Source organism: Micromonospora sp. NPDC047812 (assembly GCF_040704175.1).
In the GTDB taxonomy this organism is placed as follows: domain Bacteria; phylum Actinomycetota; class Actinomycetes; order Mycobacteriales; family Micromonosporaceae; genus Micromonospora.
The window spans coordinates 1,177,972-1,193,704 of sequence record NZ_JBEYRY010000001.1 but is presented as its reverse complement, the minus strand read 5'-3'; the positions used below and the strand labels follow the sequence as shown (position 1 = coordinate 1,193,704).

12 protein-coding genes and 1 pseudogene are annotated in these 15,733 nt (G+C 73.4%); 8 read left to right on the top strand and 5 right to left on the bottom strand.

Annotated elements, in window-relative coordinates; all coding sequences use genetic code 11:
* Window positions 1-46 precede the first annotated feature (46 nt).
* Window positions 47-1,600, top strand: coding sequence for a glutamine-hydrolyzing GMP synthase (gene guaA / locus AB0883_RS05435; protein ID WP_366639651.1), 1,554 nt, complete (start codon window positions 47-49; stop codon window positions 1,598-1,600).
* Between the two features lie 7 nt (window positions 1,601-1,607).
* Here the strand turns inward: guaA and AB0883_RS05430 are convergent, their stop codons facing one another.
* Window positions 1,608-1,925 carry a PspC domain-containing protein gene (locus AB0883_RS05430; protein WP_366639650.1) on the bottom strand — a complete coding sequence of 106 codons (318 nt, stop codon included), beginning with the start codon at window positions 1,923-1,925 and terminating at the stop codon, window positions 1,608-1,610.
* A gap of 144 nt (window positions 1,926-2,069) precedes the next feature.
* On the opposite strand from AB0883_RS05430, the gene AB0883_RS05425 reads away from it, so the two are divergent.
* From AB0883_RS05425 to AB0883_RS05415, 3 genes are all read left to right on the top strand, one after another.
* The gene (locus AB0883_RS05425; protein WP_366639648.1) at window positions 2,070-3,017 is read left to right on the top strand and encodes an NUDIX hydrolase; all 948 of its coding nucleotides are present in this window, start codon (window positions 2,070-2,072) and stop codon (window positions 3,015-3,017) included.
* A gap of 128 nt (window positions 3,018-3,145) precedes the next feature.
* On the top strand, window positions 3,146-4,072 hold the full coding sequence (locus tag AB0883_RS05420) for an NUDIX domain-containing protein (protein WP_366639646.1): 927 nt from the start codon (window positions 3,146-3,148) through the stop codon (window positions 4,070-4,072).
* A gap of 362 nt (window positions 4,073-4,434) precedes the next feature.
* Window positions 4,435-5,355 carry a CDP-alcohol phosphatidyltransferase family protein gene (locus AB0883_RS05415; protein WP_366639644.1) on the top strand — a complete coding sequence of 307 codons (921 nt, stop codon included), beginning with the start codon at window positions 4,435-4,437 and terminating at the stop codon, window positions 5,353-5,355.
* Window positions 5,356-5,422: 67 nt separating this feature from the next.
* Here AB0883_RS05415 and AB0883_RS05410 read toward each other — a convergent pair whose 3' ends face one another.
* From AB0883_RS05410 to AB0883_RS05400, 3 genes and pseudogenes are all read right to left on the bottom strand, one after another.
* Complete coding sequence (locus tag AB0883_RS05410; RefSeq protein WP_366639642.1) at window positions 5,423-6,676, bottom strand: phosphatidylserine decarboxylase; 1,254 nt, start codon at window positions 6,674-6,676, stop codon at window positions 5,423-5,425.
* A gap of 719 nt (window positions 6,677-7,395) precedes the next feature.
* Window positions 7,396-7,584: pseudogene (locus AB0883_RS05405) on the bottom strand (hypothetical protein); the annotation flags it as partial.
* Window positions 7,581-9,263: a PspC domain-containing protein gene (locus AB0883_RS05400; protein WP_366639640.1), complete on the bottom strand. Its 1,683-nt coding sequence runs from the start codon at window positions 9,261-9,263 to the stop codon at window positions 7,581-7,583. The gene AB0883_RS05400 and the pseudogene AB0883_RS05405, both read right to left, overlap by 4 nt.
* A gap of 172 nt (window positions 9,264-9,435) precedes the next feature.
* Between AB0883_RS05400 and AB0883_RS05395 the strand changes: the two genes are divergently transcribed.
* The 3 genes from AB0883_RS05395 (at window position 9,436) to AB0883_RS05385 (ending at window position 12,737) form a co-directional block, all read left to right on the top strand.
* On the top strand, window positions 9,436-10,701 hold the full coding sequence (locus tag AB0883_RS05395) for a PspC domain-containing protein (RefSeq protein WP_366639638.1): 1,266 nt from the start codon (window positions 9,436-9,438) through the stop codon (window positions 10,699-10,701).
* Window positions 10,701-11,387 carry a response regulator transcription factor gene (locus AB0883_RS05390; protein ID WP_334607526.1) on the top strand — a complete coding sequence of 229 codons (687 nt, stop codon included), beginning with the start codon at window positions 10,701-10,703 and terminating at the stop codon, window positions 11,385-11,387. The genes AB0883_RS05395 and AB0883_RS05390 overlap by 1 nt, the downstream gene beginning before the upstream one ends.
* A 189-nt stretch (window positions 11,388-11,576) precedes the next feature.
* Window positions 11,577-12,737 (top strand): Cys-Gln thioester bond-forming surface protein, encoded by a 1,161-nt coding sequence (locus AB0883_RS05385; RefSeq protein ID WP_366639636.1) that lies wholly within the window; start codon window positions 11,577-11,579, stop codon window positions 12,735-12,737.
* A 74-nt stretch (window positions 12,738-12,811) separates the two neighbouring features.
* On the opposite strand, the gene AB0883_RS05380 is transcribed toward AB0883_RS05385, so the two are convergent.
* Window positions 12,812-13,546: a PIG-L deacetylase family protein gene (locus AB0883_RS05380; protein WP_366639634.1), complete on the bottom strand. Its 735-nt coding sequence runs from the start codon at window positions 13,544-13,546 to the stop codon at window positions 12,812-12,814.
* 430 nt (window positions 13,547-13,976) lie between these two features.
* Here AB0883_RS05380 and AB0883_RS05375 point away from each other — a divergent pair, with 430 nt between their 5' ends.
* On the top strand, window positions 13,977-15,620 hold the full coding sequence (locus tag AB0883_RS05375; protein WP_366639632.1) for an ABC transporter substrate-binding protein: 1,644 nt from the start codon (window positions 13,977-13,979) through the stop codon (window positions 15,618-15,620).
* Window positions 15,621-15,733 lie beyond the last annotated feature (113 nt).

Genomic DNA, 15,733 nt, shown 5'->3' with positions numbered 1-15,733 from the left:
CGGACCGGCGGGGACCCCGCTGGCGTGGTCGGTAGGATTTGCTGCCATGAGCACGCCTCGCCCCGTCCTCGTGGTGGACTTCGGAGCCCAGTACGCCCAGCTCATCGCGCGTCGGGTGCGTGAGGCCAACGTCTATTCCGAGATCGTGCCGCACTCGATGCCGGTCGCCGAGATGCTGGCGAAGGACCCGGCCGCGATCATCCTCTCCGGCGGCCCGTCGAGCGTCTACGCGCCGGGCGCCCCGCAGATCGACGCCGGCATGTTCTCGTCGGGGGTGCCGGTCTTCGGCATCTGCTACGGCTTCCAGGCGATGGCCCAGGCGCTGGGTGGCACCGTGGCCCGCACCGGCAACCGCGAGTACGGCGGCACCCCGCTGCGCGCCCGTCCGGAGGCCGGGGTGCTGCTGCGGGAACTGCCGGACGACCTGCCGGTCTGGATGAGCCACGGCGACTGCGTGACCGAGGCCCCGGCGGGCTTCACGGTGACCGCCGAGTCGGCGGGCGCGCCGGTCGCCGCGTTCGAGGACCTGGCCGGCCGCCGGGCCGGCGTGCAGTTCCACCCGGAGGTCGGGCACACCGCGCACGGCCAGGAGATGCTGCGCCGCTTCCTGCACGACATCGCCGGCATCGAGCCGACCTGGACGCCCGAGAACATCATCGACGAGCAGGTCGCCCGGATCCGCGAGCAGGTCGGCGACAAGGAGGTCATCTGCGGCCTGAGCGGCGGGGTCGACTCGGCCGTCGCCGCCGCGCTGGTGCACGAGGCCGTCGGTGACCAGCTCACCTGCGTCTTCGTCGACCACGGCCTGCTGCGTGCCGGCGAGGCCGAGCAGGTGGAGAAGGACTACGTCGCCGCCACCGGCATCAAGCTCAAGGTGGTCGACGCGCAGGAGCGGTTCCTCGACGCCCTGGCCGGGGTGACCGACCCGGAGCAGAAGCGCAAGATCATCGGTCGGGAGTTCATCCGGGTCTTCGAGGCCGCGGCGCGGGAGGTCGCCGCCCACGGCGACGTCGAGTTCCTCGTCCAGGGCACCCTCTACCCGGACGTGGTGGAGTCCGGCGGCGGCACCGGCACCGCCAACATCAAGAGCCACCACAACGTCGGCGGCCTGCCGGAGGACCTGAAGTTCGCGCTGGTGGAGCCGCTGCGCACGCTGTTCAAGGACGAGGTCCGGGCGCTCGGCCTCCAGCTCGGCCTGCCCGAGGCGATGGTCTGGCGGCACCCGTTCCCGGGCCCCGGCCTGGCCATCCGGATCATCGGCGCGGTCGACCGGGAGCGGCTCGACCTGCTCCGGCGGGCCGACCTGATCGCCCGCGAGGAGCTCACCGCCGCCGGCCTGGACCGGGGCGTCTGGCAGTTCCCGGTGGTGCTCCTGGCCGACGTGCGCAGCGTCGGGGTGCAGGGTGACGGCCGCAGCTACGGGCACCCCGTGGTGCTGCGGCCGGTCTCCAGCGAGGACGCGATGACCGCCGACTGGTCCCGGCTGCCCTACGAGGTGGTCGCCCGGATCTCCACCCGGATCACCAACGAGGTCGCCGAGGTCAACCGTGTGGTGCTGGACGTGACGAGCAAGCCGCCGGGCACGATCGAGTGGGAGTGATCCCGCCTCACGCCGCCGGCGGGTAGGTCGGCGGCGTGGGCTGCGCCACGGTCGGCTGCGCCACCGTGGGCGGCGCGGCCTGCGCCGGGTGCGGCCAGGCGGGGGCGTCGGCCGGCTCCTCGGGCATCAGGAACCACATGATCGGGTACGCGAGCAGCGCGAGCCCGCCGGTGAGCAGGCCGGCGACGGCGAAGACCACCCGGACCAGGGTGGGGTCGACGGCGAAGTACCGGCCGAGGCCGCTGGCCACTCCGGCGACCATCCGGTCCGTGACGGGGCGACGGAGCTGCTTGTACGGGGGCTGGGGAGGGGCGGTGTAGGTCATGTCTCCACGGTCCGCGCCGGTCGTCGGACCGGCCTCGGTGACCGCCCGGATCCCTACCCTGACCCGCCCCTGAGGCGCGAGCATTCAGTCAGGAATCTGACTCTTTTCGATGGAGGTAACCCGGGCCGGGGAGAATTTGGCCCCGTGACCACCATGCTGGAGCCGCTCCGCAGGATCGCGGCATACGCAGTTTGTGCTGACTCGGTCGGCCGGGTGTTGCTGGTCCGCGCATCGGAGCGCTCCGGCACCCCCGGCACCTGGTCGCTGCCCGGTGGGGCGGTCGACCACGGTGAGGACCCGCACCACACCGTCGTCCGGGAGACCGCCGCCGAGACCGGCCTCTCCGTCACCGTCGCGGGCCTGCACGACGTGCTCGCCGACATGCGGGCGCTGCCGGAGCGGGGCATCACCATCCACACCGACCGCCTGATCTACCAGGTCTCGGTGCGCGGCGGGACGCTCGCCGACCGGGTCGACCGGCCGACCGACCTGGCCCGCTGGTTCACCCCGGAGGAGGCCGGCGAGCTGCCGCTGCGGTCGTTCACCGCGCGGGCCCTGGGCCTGCCCGCCTCGTCCGCCGACATCGTTCCCGACGAGGCGCCGGAGTTCCCCTCGTTCTACGCCGTGCCCGGCCCCGACGGGCTGCACCGGGCCCAGCGCTTCGCCGCGTACGCGGTGGTGACCGACCCGGACGACCGGGTGCTGCTCACCCGGGTCTCCGACGGCTACCCGGGCGCGGGCTGCTGGCACCTGCCCGGCGGCGGCACCGACTACGGTGAGCAGCCCGGCGCCGCCCTGATCCGGGAACTGGTCGAGGAGACCGGGCAGACCGGCCGGCTCGTCGAGCTGCTCGGCGTGGCCAGCCACCGGGACGCGGCCTCCCTCGGCCCGGAGGGCTATCCGATCGACTGGCACGGCGTCCGCGCCTTCTACCGGGTCGTGGTCGACAAGCCCGCCCCGCCCACCGTCGCCGACGTCGGCGGTTCCACCTGCGAGGCCCGCTGGTTCGGCCGGGAAGAGCTGGGCGCCCTCCCCACCGACCGCCTGACCGAGGTGACGGCGGAAGCCGTCCAGGCCGCCCGCCTGGCCTGACCGCCCCGTCCCGGGGCCCTCCCTCCCCGTTCGTCGATCATGAGGTTGACCGGGCGACACGCCGGACCCGCTGCGGCTAACCTCATGATCGACGGAACGGGTCGGCGCGGGCGGGGGAGTGCGGGCGGGTGGAACAACGGCGGCGGGTCGGCGCGTACGGGGTGTGTCGGGGGCCGGACGGGCGGGTGTTGCTGGCCCGCGGTGCGGGCTCGTGCCCGGTCCCGGGCGTCTGGCGGATTCCCGGGGGCGGCGTCGAGCACGCCGAGCATCCGGCGCACGCGGTGGTTCGCGAGTTCGCCGTGGAGACCGGCCTCACGATCGAGGTGACCGGGCTGCGGGCGGTGTTCGCCGACGTGACGACCTTCCGTGACGCCGGCGTCGCGGTGCACACCGACCGCGTGGTCTTCGACGTCGTCGCGCGCGGCGGCGAGCTGCGGCCGGAGCCGGCCGGCGACAGCTACGAGCTGGCCTGGTTGACGACCGCCGAGGCGGCGGCGGTGCCGCTGATGCCGTTCACCGCCGAGCTGCTCGGCCTGCCCGTGACGCCCCTGCCGCCCGATCTGCCCCGCTCTCCGGCGGAGGGGCCGGTCGCCCCGCTGCCGCCCGACCGGAGGCAGCGCTTCGGGGCGTACGGCCTGGTCACCGATCCCGCCGGCCGGGTGCTGCTCACCATGATCGCCGACGGTTACCCGGGCGCCGGCCGGTGGCACCTGCCGGGCGGCGGGACCGACCACGGCGAGCAGCCGGTCGCCGCGCTGCTGCGCGAGCTGGTCGAGGAATCCGGCCAGCTCGGTCGGGTGGTCGAGCTGATCGGCGTCGACAACCTGCACAACCCGGCCGCGCTGGGCCCGGAGGGGCGCCCGCTCGACTGGCACGGCATCCGGGTGGTCTACCGGGTGGCGGTGGACACGCCCACCGAGCCGCGGGTGACCGAGCTCGCCGGCGGCTCCACCGCCCGCGCGGGCTGGTTCACGCCGGAGCAGCTCGCCGGGCTGCCGCTGAGCGGGATCGCCGCACTGGCGCTGGCCAAGGCCCCCGCCGACGACCGTCCGTAACCGGACATCGGTGTCGCCGCCGCCCGCTCGCCGAGCCGGCGGAGACGGGGTCCGGTACATTCGAGGTGGGGTTGGTGGAGGAAACGGGCGATGGAGCCCGGGATGGGAATAACAGAGCGGTTCGCGCGGTTAGACCAGATATAAGTACCGCCGGCAGCTATCGCCAACCCCCGTTCCCCTATGCGATGGTGTACTCCGCAAAACGGCTGCCGGGCCAGAGAGGTCCGGCACGAGACAGCCGGACACCCGCCCTCGCGGCGGTAAACCGATCCGGTGATGGAGGAAACGTGCCGAGAGCCCCATGGCGCCGGCGTCGTACCACTGACAGTCCGCGTCCCGCAGGGCGTCGCTGGGCGGGCCCGTTGCGCCGCAGCAGCACGCTCGCCCGGCAGGTGCTGCTGGTCCGGGTGGGGCGCCGCGACGGTGACCTGCACGCGACCAGCGACCTCTCGATGCCCGAGCACCGCTACGCCGACCGGCCGCGCCGCCGCTACGGACTTGACCGGGTCGAGCGCGCCGACGTCGCCTCGATCGTCCCGGTCAGCCCCGCGCTGGGCCCCACGACCCCGGTCGACGACGACCCGGCGATGTCGATCCCGCTGCTTCCGGGCGAGCGGACGGTCGCCCGCCGGATGAAGTTCGCGGTGGTCAACGCCTGCACACTCAGCAGCCTGATGCTCGGCATGCTTGCCATCTTCCTGGCCATGCAGGGCGAGGTGCGCGTCGCCGCGCTCTGCCTGATCGCCTGCGTCGTCTTCGACGGCCTCGACGGCGCGCTCGCCCGCAAGTTCGGCGTGGCCAGCCCGTTCGGCGCGCAGATGGACTCGCTGGCCGACATGTGCTCGTTCGGCCTGGCCGCCCCCGTGGTGGTCTACGCCTCGCTGGCCGGTTCGGTCTCCACGCCGGCCGCCGCGGTGGCCTGCGCCCTCGTCGCGGCGTGCGCGGCGATCCGGCTCGCCCGGTTCAACGTCTCGCCGAAGGACGGCAGGTTCTTCTGCGGCGTGCCCACCACCATGGCCGCCGCCGTGCTCGCCCTGACCGTCGCCATCGGGCTGCCCGTGCCGGGCATCGTCCAGGTCGCCGGCGTGGCGCTGCTCGCCTTCGCCATGGTCTCCAGCTTCCCCTACGCGAAGCTCGCCCGGCTGGTGAAGCTGCCGCCGTGGCTGTGGCTGGCCCCGGTGATCGGCGCGCTGATCGACATCCGGCTCACCTTCGCCCTGATCGTGGTCGGTTACCTGGTCAGCGGCCCGGTGCTCTGGCTGCGTCAGCGTCGCACCGCCTGAGCCACGTACGCGAGAAGGGGCGCCGCGATCCCGCGGCGCCCCTTCTTCGTGTCGTCCGGACCGGCCCTCAGCGCCAGCGGGCGATGACGGTCGAGCCCCCGACGACCTTGTCCCCGGGGCCGACCAGCGGCTCCGCCGCGTCCGCCGGCAGGTAGACGTCGGTGCGCGAGCCGAACCGGATCAGGCCGAAGCGCTCGCCCCGGGCCAGCAGCGCGCCGATTGGCGCCCGCTGCACGATCCGCCGGGCGATCAGGCCCGTGCGCTGCGCCACGACCACCGTGCCGCGCGCGGTGTCCAGCACCGTGTACGCGGCCACGTTGTGCTCCGCCGCCGGCTTCATCGCGTTGGCGAAGCCACCGTCGGCGACGAAGTAGTCGACCACCTTGCCCGCCACCGGGGCGCGGTTGACGTGCACGTCCAGCACCGACAGGAAGACGGCGATCCGCAGCCACTCGCCCTCGCCGAAGCGCTCGTCGTGCAGCCGCTGCACGGACAGCACCCGACCGTCGGCCGAGGCGACCACCGCCGACGGGTCCTCCGGCACGTCGCGCTCCGGGTCCCGGAAGAAGGCGGCCACCGGGGCGGCGGCCAGGGCCGGCAGCAGCCAGAGCTTCGACTTCGGCCGGGTCGCCCGGGCCACCGCGGCGAGGCCCAGCGCGATGCCGGCCGCGGCCACGCCGTTGGAGTCGATGTGCATCCCCCGGGTCAGCGGGACGCTGGACGGGCGGTACGCCGGGGCCAGTCGGGCCGCCGACGCGGCGTCGGCCGGGGTGTAGCGGAGCCGGTACACCCGCAGCGGCGGCGTGTTGCGCAGCACGAGGTCGACCCCGACGCCGCACAGCGCGCCCTGCCGGTCCAGTTCGGCTGCGGCGCCCGCGGTACGCCCCGGCGTGGCGGTCGTGGCCACGCTCAGCACCGCGCCGTCGACGAGGTACTTCGTCAGGCTCTCGACGGCGGCGCGGGTCTCGTCGGCCGTGCCGGTCAGCGGCTCCCCGGCGACGACCACCGCGGCCGGCTCGGCCTCGGCGAGGGTGTCGACCACGCGGACCCGGTCGGCCACCCAGCGACCCTGGGCGGTGACGTGCTCCCGGAGGGCCGCCGGGGAGGTCGACCCGGCGGGCACCAGGGTGAGGGTGTCGCCGGGCAGCAGCGCGTCGATCGCCGCGGCCAGCACCGCGGACTCCGGCGTCGCGCCGACCAGCAGCGCGGCCTTCGGGTCGTTGATCCGGGCGAGCTCGGAGACGAGGGTATGGGCGGCTCGCTCGCCGATGCGGACCGGACCGGACCGGCCGAAGGTGCGCACGGCGGGGGACTGCGTCATGTCGGACGGACTCCTGACGGGTAGAGACGGGAATCGCGGCGGGACCGCCACGGCGGCGCGGTCCGGCCGGCGCGGCGGCCAGGTCGGCGCGGGCCGGCCGGGGAAGGCGAGTTCTCCACGGCCAGCATAGGCCGCCGCCGACGACGGTCGCACCGCTGTGGTCAGCCGCGCGTGCGCTCCTCACCGGCCGGCGGGCCGTCGATCCGCCGGGTCGGGGCGTCCTCGTCGGCGGCGCGGTCCTCGACCGCCTCGGTCCGGACGTGGGTGACGGCCTCCGTCGGCCACTCGTCGGCCTCGCCCCCGGCCCGGGATCCGGTCGTCGCCGGTCCGCCCAACGTCGGTCCGCCCGGCGTCGGCCCGCCCGGCGTCGGCCCGCCCGGCGTCGGGCCGTCCAACGTCGGTCCGCCCGGCGTCGGGCCGCCGGTCGTCGGCGCGGCCACGTCCCACTCGGAACGCCCGCCCCAGTCGGAGCGTTCGCCCCAGTCGGACCGTCGGCCACCCCAGGCCGCCGGCTCGTCGGCCGGCGCGGGCCGGTCCAGGTCCCAGCGGGTCGGGTCCACCTCCGTGGCCTGCCGGTCCGTCGCCCGGCCGCCCGGTTGCGCGCCAGGTGGGGTGGAGACGGGCTCGACCGGGTCCGCGAGCGCGGCCCGGGCGTCCGGGGCCGCAGCGTCGGCGGGGGCGGTGTCGGAGGGAGCGGCCCCGCCGGCCGTGGCCGCGCCGGCGGACCGCCCGGAGCGCAGCGCGCCCACCAGGCCCAGCAGGCCGATCAGGATCAGCGCGCCGGCCAGGAACCAGCCGACCGGTGGGAGGGCGAGCCCGAGCAGCTGGGCGAGCAGCCACCACGCGGCGAGGCCGAGGAAGATCAGCCCGAAGGCGAAGGACACGATGTCGGTGCGGTGGGCCTTCACCGGGTCACCTCCAGGTTGCCGGCGTTGACGTGGATGTAGAGGCGCAGCGTGCCGCCGCCCGGGCCGTCCGGCCCCAGGTCGGTCGCCTCCCGCAGCTCGCCGGCGAGCCCGCCGGAGCGCTTGCCGAAGACGACCGCGTCGCCGGCGTTGACGTCGGCCACCGTGGTGACGTCGACGTTCGGCGGCACCACCACCGTGCACTCGCCGAAGTTGACGGAGACGGTGATCTCGGTGTTCTTCTTGTCGAAGTCGACCGCGCGCAGGTCCAGGACCGTGTCGCCGAAGCTGTTCTCGTACCGCAGGGCGAGGTCGCGGTGGTCGGTGGGGGCCCAGGTGACGTTGCCGTCGACGCCCCGGATCCGGTCGTAGGACTCGGCCACGGTGGCCACCCCGAGGGCGGCGGCGGCCACCACGCCGAGCGCGATCAGCCACCGGGCCCGCCCGAACCACGTGCCGACCAGCAGACCGAGCCCGATGGTGGCCAGCGTCGCCGCGAAGTACGCCGACGCCCCGACGTCGAACACGTCCAGCAGGTCGACGACGGCGACCACGCCCAGGGCGAGGAAGATCAGCGAGAAGGTCACCGCGCCGAGCGGGGAGCGCTCACGCGGTCGCTTCGGCGGCTTCACCCGCTTCGGCGGCGCGGGCGGCACGACGGTCAGCCCGGCGTACGGGCCGTGCGGGGCGAACGGGGGCCGGTAGCCCGGGGGCCGGGGCGGGGACGCCGGGTGGCCCGGTCCCGGTGCGCCCGGGTTCGCGGCGGGCCAGCCGGACGTGGGCGGGGCGGGCGGCCAGCCGGCGGTCGGCGTACCCGTCGAGGGGCGGGCGGGCGGGGCCGGGGGAGCCGGTGGCCACGCGGGCAGTTCGGCCGTGGGCTCGGCCGGCCGCTCGGGGGCCGGGGCGCTCCAGGTGGCCTGGGCGAGCGGCGGGGCCGGGACCGGGCCCGCGCCGGGGGCCACGGCCACGGTCGGCGGGGCCGCGTACGCGACCGGGGCGGGATGGCCGACCGGCGGCACCGGCCCGGGCGGGGCGGTGGGCGGCACGGGCGGCACGGGCGGCACGAGGCCGACCGGCGCGCCCTGGGCGGCCCGGGTGTCGCGGTTCAGCAGCAGCGCGCCGCCGATCAGGATGGTGGCGCCGAGCAGCACCGCCCGGAACGCGTCCGTGACGATGTAGCCGAAACTGATCGCGACCAGGATGCTGAGCACGATCACGGTGACCGGGGACATGCTGGAGCGGCCCCGGCCCAGCATGGACTCGACGGGGGAGGCGCTGTCCCCCTCGCCGGGGATGATGAGCCAGGCGGTGACGTAGACCAGGATGCCGATGCCGCCGAAGAAGCCCAGCACCGCCAGCAGCACCCGCCAGAGCACCGGGTCGGTGTTGGTGGCCCGGCCGATCGCTGCGCAGACGCCGGCCAGGTAGCGGCCGTCGCGGGGGCGCACCAGCCCGTACCGCGAGGTGAAGCCGGCGCCGCCGAACGATGGCTGCGGTCCGGGGCCCGGTCCGGCGCCGGGCGGCGGCGTCCCACCCGCGTCTCCGGCGGCGGCCGGCGCTGCCACGGGCGGCGGCGTTCCGGTGCCGGCGGGCGTGGGCCCACCGGGCGGTGTCGCGGTGGGGGGTGGCCCACCCGGCTGTGCCGCCCCGGGGTCGGCGGACTGGGCAGCTTCCTCGGTCATGCCTCGATCCTGCTGCCCCGACCCGCCGGACGGCCTCAGGAGCCGACCCTGACCCCACCCTGAGATCCCGGCGGCCCGAATGTCGGGGGCGTCCCCGTGGTCGGGCGGCGGTGTGCCGTGTGACGATCGACCCGACGCCGGCAACGGGCCGTCGCCCGCTTTCGTGCCCGCCGTGACCAGGGAGTCTCCGATCAGCGCCGTGACCCAGCCACCCCGCCTCTACCGCGCCCCCGAGCACCGGATGGCCGCGGGCGTGGCCGCCGGCATCGCCGACCACCTCGGTATCTCGGTGCTGCGGGTACGGGTCGCCTTCATGGTGCTGCTGGGGCTGAGCGGGCTCGGCCTGCTGCTCTACGCGGCCTTCTGGGCGGTCGTGCCGCTGCGCCCGGGCGACACCGCCGTGCCGGCCCGCAGGGACGTCGCCCAGCTGCTGCCGTTCGTGGCGATCGGCCTCGGCGTGCTGCTGGTGCAGGTGATGGTCTTCGACTCGGTCGGCGCGGCCGGCACCGCCGGCTGGCTGGTCGCGATCATCGCGGTCGGCGCCGGGGTGATCTGGCACCAGTCGGCGCCCGAGCGGCGGCGGCAGTGGGGCGACTCCATGCCGGTGCCCTGGCTGGGCGCGGTGGTGGAGGAGAGCGACCGGCGGGCGTTCGTGCTCCGGTTCATCGGCGGCGGGGTGCTGGTCGCGGTCGGCATCATCGGCGTCGCCGCCGTGTACTCCCCGGCGCAGAACTTCGACGCCGTGCTCAACGGCGTGATCTTCGCCCTGGTCGGGCTCGCCGGGGTCGGCGTGGTGGCCGCGCCGGTGCTGTGGCGGACGTACAACCAGCTCCGGTCGGAGCGCGAGGGGCGCATCCGGGAGCAGGAACGGGCCGAACTGGCCGCCATGGTGCACGACCAGGTGCTGCACACCCTGGCCCTGATCCAGCGCAACGCGAGCGACGTGAAGACCGTCCAGCGGCTCGCCCGGGGGCAGGAACGCTCGCTGCGCAACTGGCTCTACAAGCCCACCGGTTCGCCCACCGAGCGGTTCGCCGCCGCTCTGGAGCAGGCCGCCGCCGAGGTCGAGGACACGTTCGCGATCACGGTGGAGGCGGTGGTGGTCGGCGACCGGGAGACCGACGAGCGGGTCGGCGCGCTGGTGGCGGCGGCCCGCGAGGCGCTGGTGAACGCGGCCCGGCACGCCGGGGTGCAGACCGTCTCGCTCTACGCCGAAGTCGAGCCGGATCAGGTCAGCGTCTTCGTGCGGGACCGGGGGAAGGGCTTCGACCCGGATACGGTGGAGGATCACCGGCACGGGGTCCGGGGTTCGATCATCGGGCGGATGAAGCGGCACGGCGGCCGGGCGGAGATCCGCTCAGGGCCGGGGGAAGGGACCGAGGTCCGGTTGATCCTGCCGATCACCCGGGACCCGGCAACGGCGGAAAGGGACAAGTGATGACCGAGCAGTCGATGGAACCGGTCGAGGGGGCGGCAGCCCGCGCCGAGCGGCTGCGGGTCTTCCTCGTCGACGACCACGCCATGTTCCGCGCGGGGGTCCGCGCCGAGCTGGGCGCGCACGTCGAGGTGGTGGGCGAGGCGAGCACCGTCGGCGAGGCGGTGACCCGGATCGCCGCCACGCTGCCCGACGTGGTGCTGCTCGACGTGCACATGCCCGACGGCGGCGGCCGGGCGGTGCTGGAGGCGATGCGGCGTACCCATCCGCAGGTCAAGTTCCTGGCGCTGAGCGTCTCGGACGCGGCGGAGGACGTGATCGGGCTGATCCGGGCCGGCGCGCGGGGCTACGTCACGAAGACGATCTCCCCGGAGGAGCTCGCCGCCGCCGTCCGTCGGGTGGCCGACGGCGACGCCGTGTTCAGCCCCCGGTTGGCGGGGTTCGTGCTGGACGCGTTCGCGGCCCGTCCCGACGCCCCGGTGGCCGACCCGGAGCTGGACCAGCTCACCAACCGCGAGCGCGAGGTGCTGCGGCTGCTCGCCCGGGGGTACGCCTACAAGGAGATCGCCAAGGAGCTCTACATCTCCATCAAGACGGTGGAGACGCACGTGTCCAACGTGCTTCGCAAGCTCCAGATGTCCAACAGGTACGAGTTGTCCAGGTGGGCGGCCGACCGTCGGCTCGTGTGATCCATTTCTTTTCCCCGTCATATGGACGGAACTGACGAATGTGGCCCACAGGGGCTGACAAACGATCAACTCCCGTCACATAATGCCCCGTCGCGTTCTCGCGTGCGGGTGGTGCGCATCCCGCGGGAACGGCGGCTTCACGCAACCCGCCGTGCGCGGGTCACCCCTGGGGAGAGGTGCACGAATCTGATGTTCGGACAACGAGGACGGCGCTGGGCGCGGATCGCGTTGGCGACCGTCGCCGGTGGCGCGCTGGCAATCGGCGCGGTCGCGCCGGCCGCCGCCGCCGACAAGACCGGCGTCGCCAAGTCGGTCAAGGGCAGCAACGTCACGCTCATGCTCAACGGGCAGCCGAAGAGCACCGGTGCGCTGGCACTCAAGATCGACGGAAAGCTCGTTCCCGCCTTCTGCATCGACTACCACACCAACGTGGCGATCGACGGCAAGTACAAGGAGGGCACCTGGGACGAGTCCCAGGTGAAGAACCTCGGCAAGGTGCAGTGGGTGCTGACCCATGGCTACCCGAACGCCGACTCCACCAAGCTGCTGGCCGCCGCCGGCGCCACCGCCCCGGCGAAGGCCGAGGCCGACAAGCTGCTCTACTTCGGCACCCAGACCGCCATCTGGAACTTCAGCGACGGCGTCAAGCTGGGTGACTGGGTCGACAACCAGAAGCTGCTCGGCAAGAAGCAGTACGACGTGGTCAAGAAGGTCCACGACTACCTGGTTGCCAACGCCACCGACCAGCCCGAGCCGAAGGCCGAGCTGAGCGTGGACCCGGCGAGCGCCAAGGCCACCGTCGGCGAGAAGGCCGGCCCCTTCACCGTCAAGGGCCCGGCGGGCGAGATCACCGTCGCGGTCGACGGCGGCTCGGCGGTCGACGCCGAGGGCAAGCCGGTGACCACGACCACCAACGGCGGCCAGTTCTGGCTGACCGCGGACGGCGCCGGCGAGGTGAAGGTGACCGTTTCCGCCCAGGACTCGGTCTCCTTCGGCCGGGTGTTCCTCTTCACCGGCCAGCGTGCCGCGCAGAAGCTGATCCTCGGTGGCAGCACCGGCTCGACCGTGACCGCCAGGGCCGAGGCCGCGTTCGCCGCCGCCCCGGCGGAGTCGCCGTCGCCGACCGCCCCGGCGGAGTCGCCCTCGCCGAGCGCTCCGGCGGAGTCGCCGTCGCCGAGCGCCCCGGTCGAGAGCCCGGCCCCGTCGACCTCGCCCGCGAGCAGCGGCGGTGACCTCCCGCTGACCGGCTCCCCGATCGCCGCCTCGATCGCCGCCGGCGTGGCGCTGCTGGCCGCCGGCGCGGTCGCCGTGCTGCTGTTCCGCCGTCGCAAGCTGCGCTTCACGGCCTGATCGACGCCGCTCCACGGCTCCGGCCCCGGTACCGCCCCGCGCGGTGCCGGGGCCGGAGTCGTTCGCCCCCGGGCTCAGCCGGTGCGCAGCACGGTGAACGCCTCGGCCATCCGGCCGGCCGGCAGCCCGGCCGCGTCGGCCGTCGCGGTGAGCTGCTCCCGCACCCAGGTCGCCACGTCCATCCGCCCGGTCTGCGAGCGGTGCGCCGCCATGGCGGCGACCTTGCGCGCGTACCGGTCGGTGACGTCGACGACGTGGTCCGGCGCGGGCCCGCCGGCGTACCAGACCTCCCGGACCACCCACGGCTCCAGCCCCGCGGCCAGCAGGCCGGGATGGGCGAACCGGTTGCGCGCGTCCGGGTAGACCGCGCAGGTGGTGGCCTCGCCGACGGCGAGGTGGTCCGGGTGGCCCGGCCCGACGAGCTGCTCCCACCGGCGCAGCGGCGAGCTGGTCAGCACCCGGTCGGGCCGGAACCGGCGGATCGCCGCGGTGACGTCCCGGCGCAGGTCGAGCGTCGGGGTGAGGGCGCCGTCGGGGTACCCGTCGAGGAACTCGACCTGCCGTACGCCGACCGCGGCGGCCGCCGCCCGTTGCTCCTCCTCCCGCAGCCGGCCCACCTCGGCGCGCGGGGTGTCGTCGCACTCTCCGGAGTCGCCCCGGGTGACGAGCAGGTACGAGACGTCGACACCCTCGTCCACCCAGGTGGCGATGGTGCCCGCACAGCCGAAGTCGACATCGTCCGGATGGGCAAAAACGGCCAACGCGCGGACGACGTCGGCTAGCACCGGAGCGGACGCGGGGAAGCTCACAGCCGCCGAGCCTACGCCGGGGTCGGACCTCCTCCGAACCGTATCTTTCCTGCTCAGAGCGGTACGACCGGCGTAGATCATGATCTTTTTTCGGGTATCGGCAACGTGGCGACCAACTAACGGCTTGATAACGGCACCTTCACGGAACGGGCCGGTGGGTGTCACAGTGGCAGCACCTCACCCCTCATGTGAGGCACTCCGTACGGCCTGACGACCATGGGCTCCGCCTGTTGACGGTGCTCCGTGGTGGTCTCGTGTGCGCGGTGCCGAGCGCGACGGGCGAGGTGGCCCGGCGGATCGGTACATCATTCTTGTCCCGAATTCACTGCGGTGAAACCGGCTCCCGCACTGCGGGTGGCCGGACGTGTCACCCCCATACGTGCGTGAAACCCACGACGGATCCAGGTTCAGAAAGAGGAGGCCCCTCGGAATGAGAGTCTCGAAGCGGGCAAGCAGCGCGGTCGCGCTGGGCGCGGCGTTCGCGCTCGTCGCGTCCGGTTGCTCGAGCAGTGACAGCGACGGCGGGGACGCCGGCGCGAGCTCGGACGGCGCGATCACCATCGACGGCACTCAGCCGGAGGTCGGCCTGGTCCCGTCGAACACCACCGAGACCGGTGGTGGGGCGATCATCGACTGGATCTGGACCGGTCTGGTCGAGTACCCGAACGACGGCAGCGCGCCGCGCAACGCGGTCGCCGAGTCGATCGAGACGACCGACTCCAAGGTCTACACGATCAAGATCAAGAAGGACACGAAGTTCCACGACGGCACCGTCGTCAAGGCCAAGAACTTCGTGGACGCCTGGAACTGGGGCGCCTACTCGCCCAACGGTGCGCAGAACGGCAGCTTCTTCGCCGACATCCAGGGCTTCGACCAGGTCCACACCGAGGACCCGGACGGCGCCGAGGGCCCGAAGAAGGCCCCCGAGCCCGCCGCCAAGGAGATGTCCGGCCTGAAGGTCGTCGACGACTGGACCTTCGAGGTCACCCTGGCCGCGCCGACCGCGGTGTTCCCGACCAAGCTCGGCTACAGCACCTTCATGCCGCTGCCGGACGCGTTCTTCACCCAGGGCGCCGAGGCGTTCGGCAAGAAGCCGATCGGCAACGGCCCGATCAAGTTCGTGTCGTGGGAAGACGACGTCCAGATCAAGCTGACGCGCTTCGATGACTACTCCTTGAACGACAAGATGAAGATCAAGGACGTAAACATCAAGCTCTACCAGGACGACACGGCGGCGTACAACGACCTGCTCGCCGGCAACCTGGACTTCCAGCAGCAGGTTCCGGTCTCCGCCATCGCGGGCGACAAGTGGAAGAACGACCTGGGCGAGCGGGCCATCTCCTCCACCACCCCGTCGACCGGCATCATCGCCTTCCCGATCTACGACAAGCGCTTCCAGAACCCGAAGCTGCGTCGCGCGATCTCGATGTCGATCAACCGCCAGGAGATCAGCGACAAGATCTTCTTCGGTTCGCGCAAGCCGGCCGACAGCTGGGCCAACCCGCTGACCCCGGGCGCCAAGGCCGGTAACTGCACCGCCTGCCAGTTCAACGTCGACGAGGCCAAGAAGCTCCTCGCCGAGGCCGGCGGCTTCAGCGGCGAGCTGGTCATGTACTACAACGCCGACGCCAGCCACAAGGAGTGGATGGAGGCCGTCGCGCAGCAGGTCAAGACGAACCTCGGCATCAACGCCCGCGCCGAGGGTGTGCCGACCTTCGCGGTGTTCCGCCAGAACATCAACGCCGGCAAGATGACCGGCATGTACCGCGCCGGCTGGCAGCAGGACTACCCGGACGTGGAGAACTGGGTCGGCCCGCTCTACGTGACCGGCGGTTCCTCGAACGACGGCAAGTACAGCAACCCGCAGGTCGACGCGCTGGCCAAGGAAGCCGCCTCCGCGCCGAGCCTGGAGGCGTCGCACGCCAAGTACGCCGAGGCGGTCGCCATCATCGACCAGGACGTTCCCTCGGTCCCGGTCTACTTCGGTGGTCAGCAGTCCGGCCACTCGGAGAAGATCAAGAAGATCGAGCTGTCCAACGTCGGCGAACTCGACCTCACCTCGGTCGAGCTCTGATCCGAACGGTCTGACCCCGGGTCGGGCTCACCTACCGGTGGGCCCGACCCGGGCCGTTCCGTGAGGTGGTGTCACCACACCGCCCCGCCACGTCTGTCATCCCCGTGTCGGCC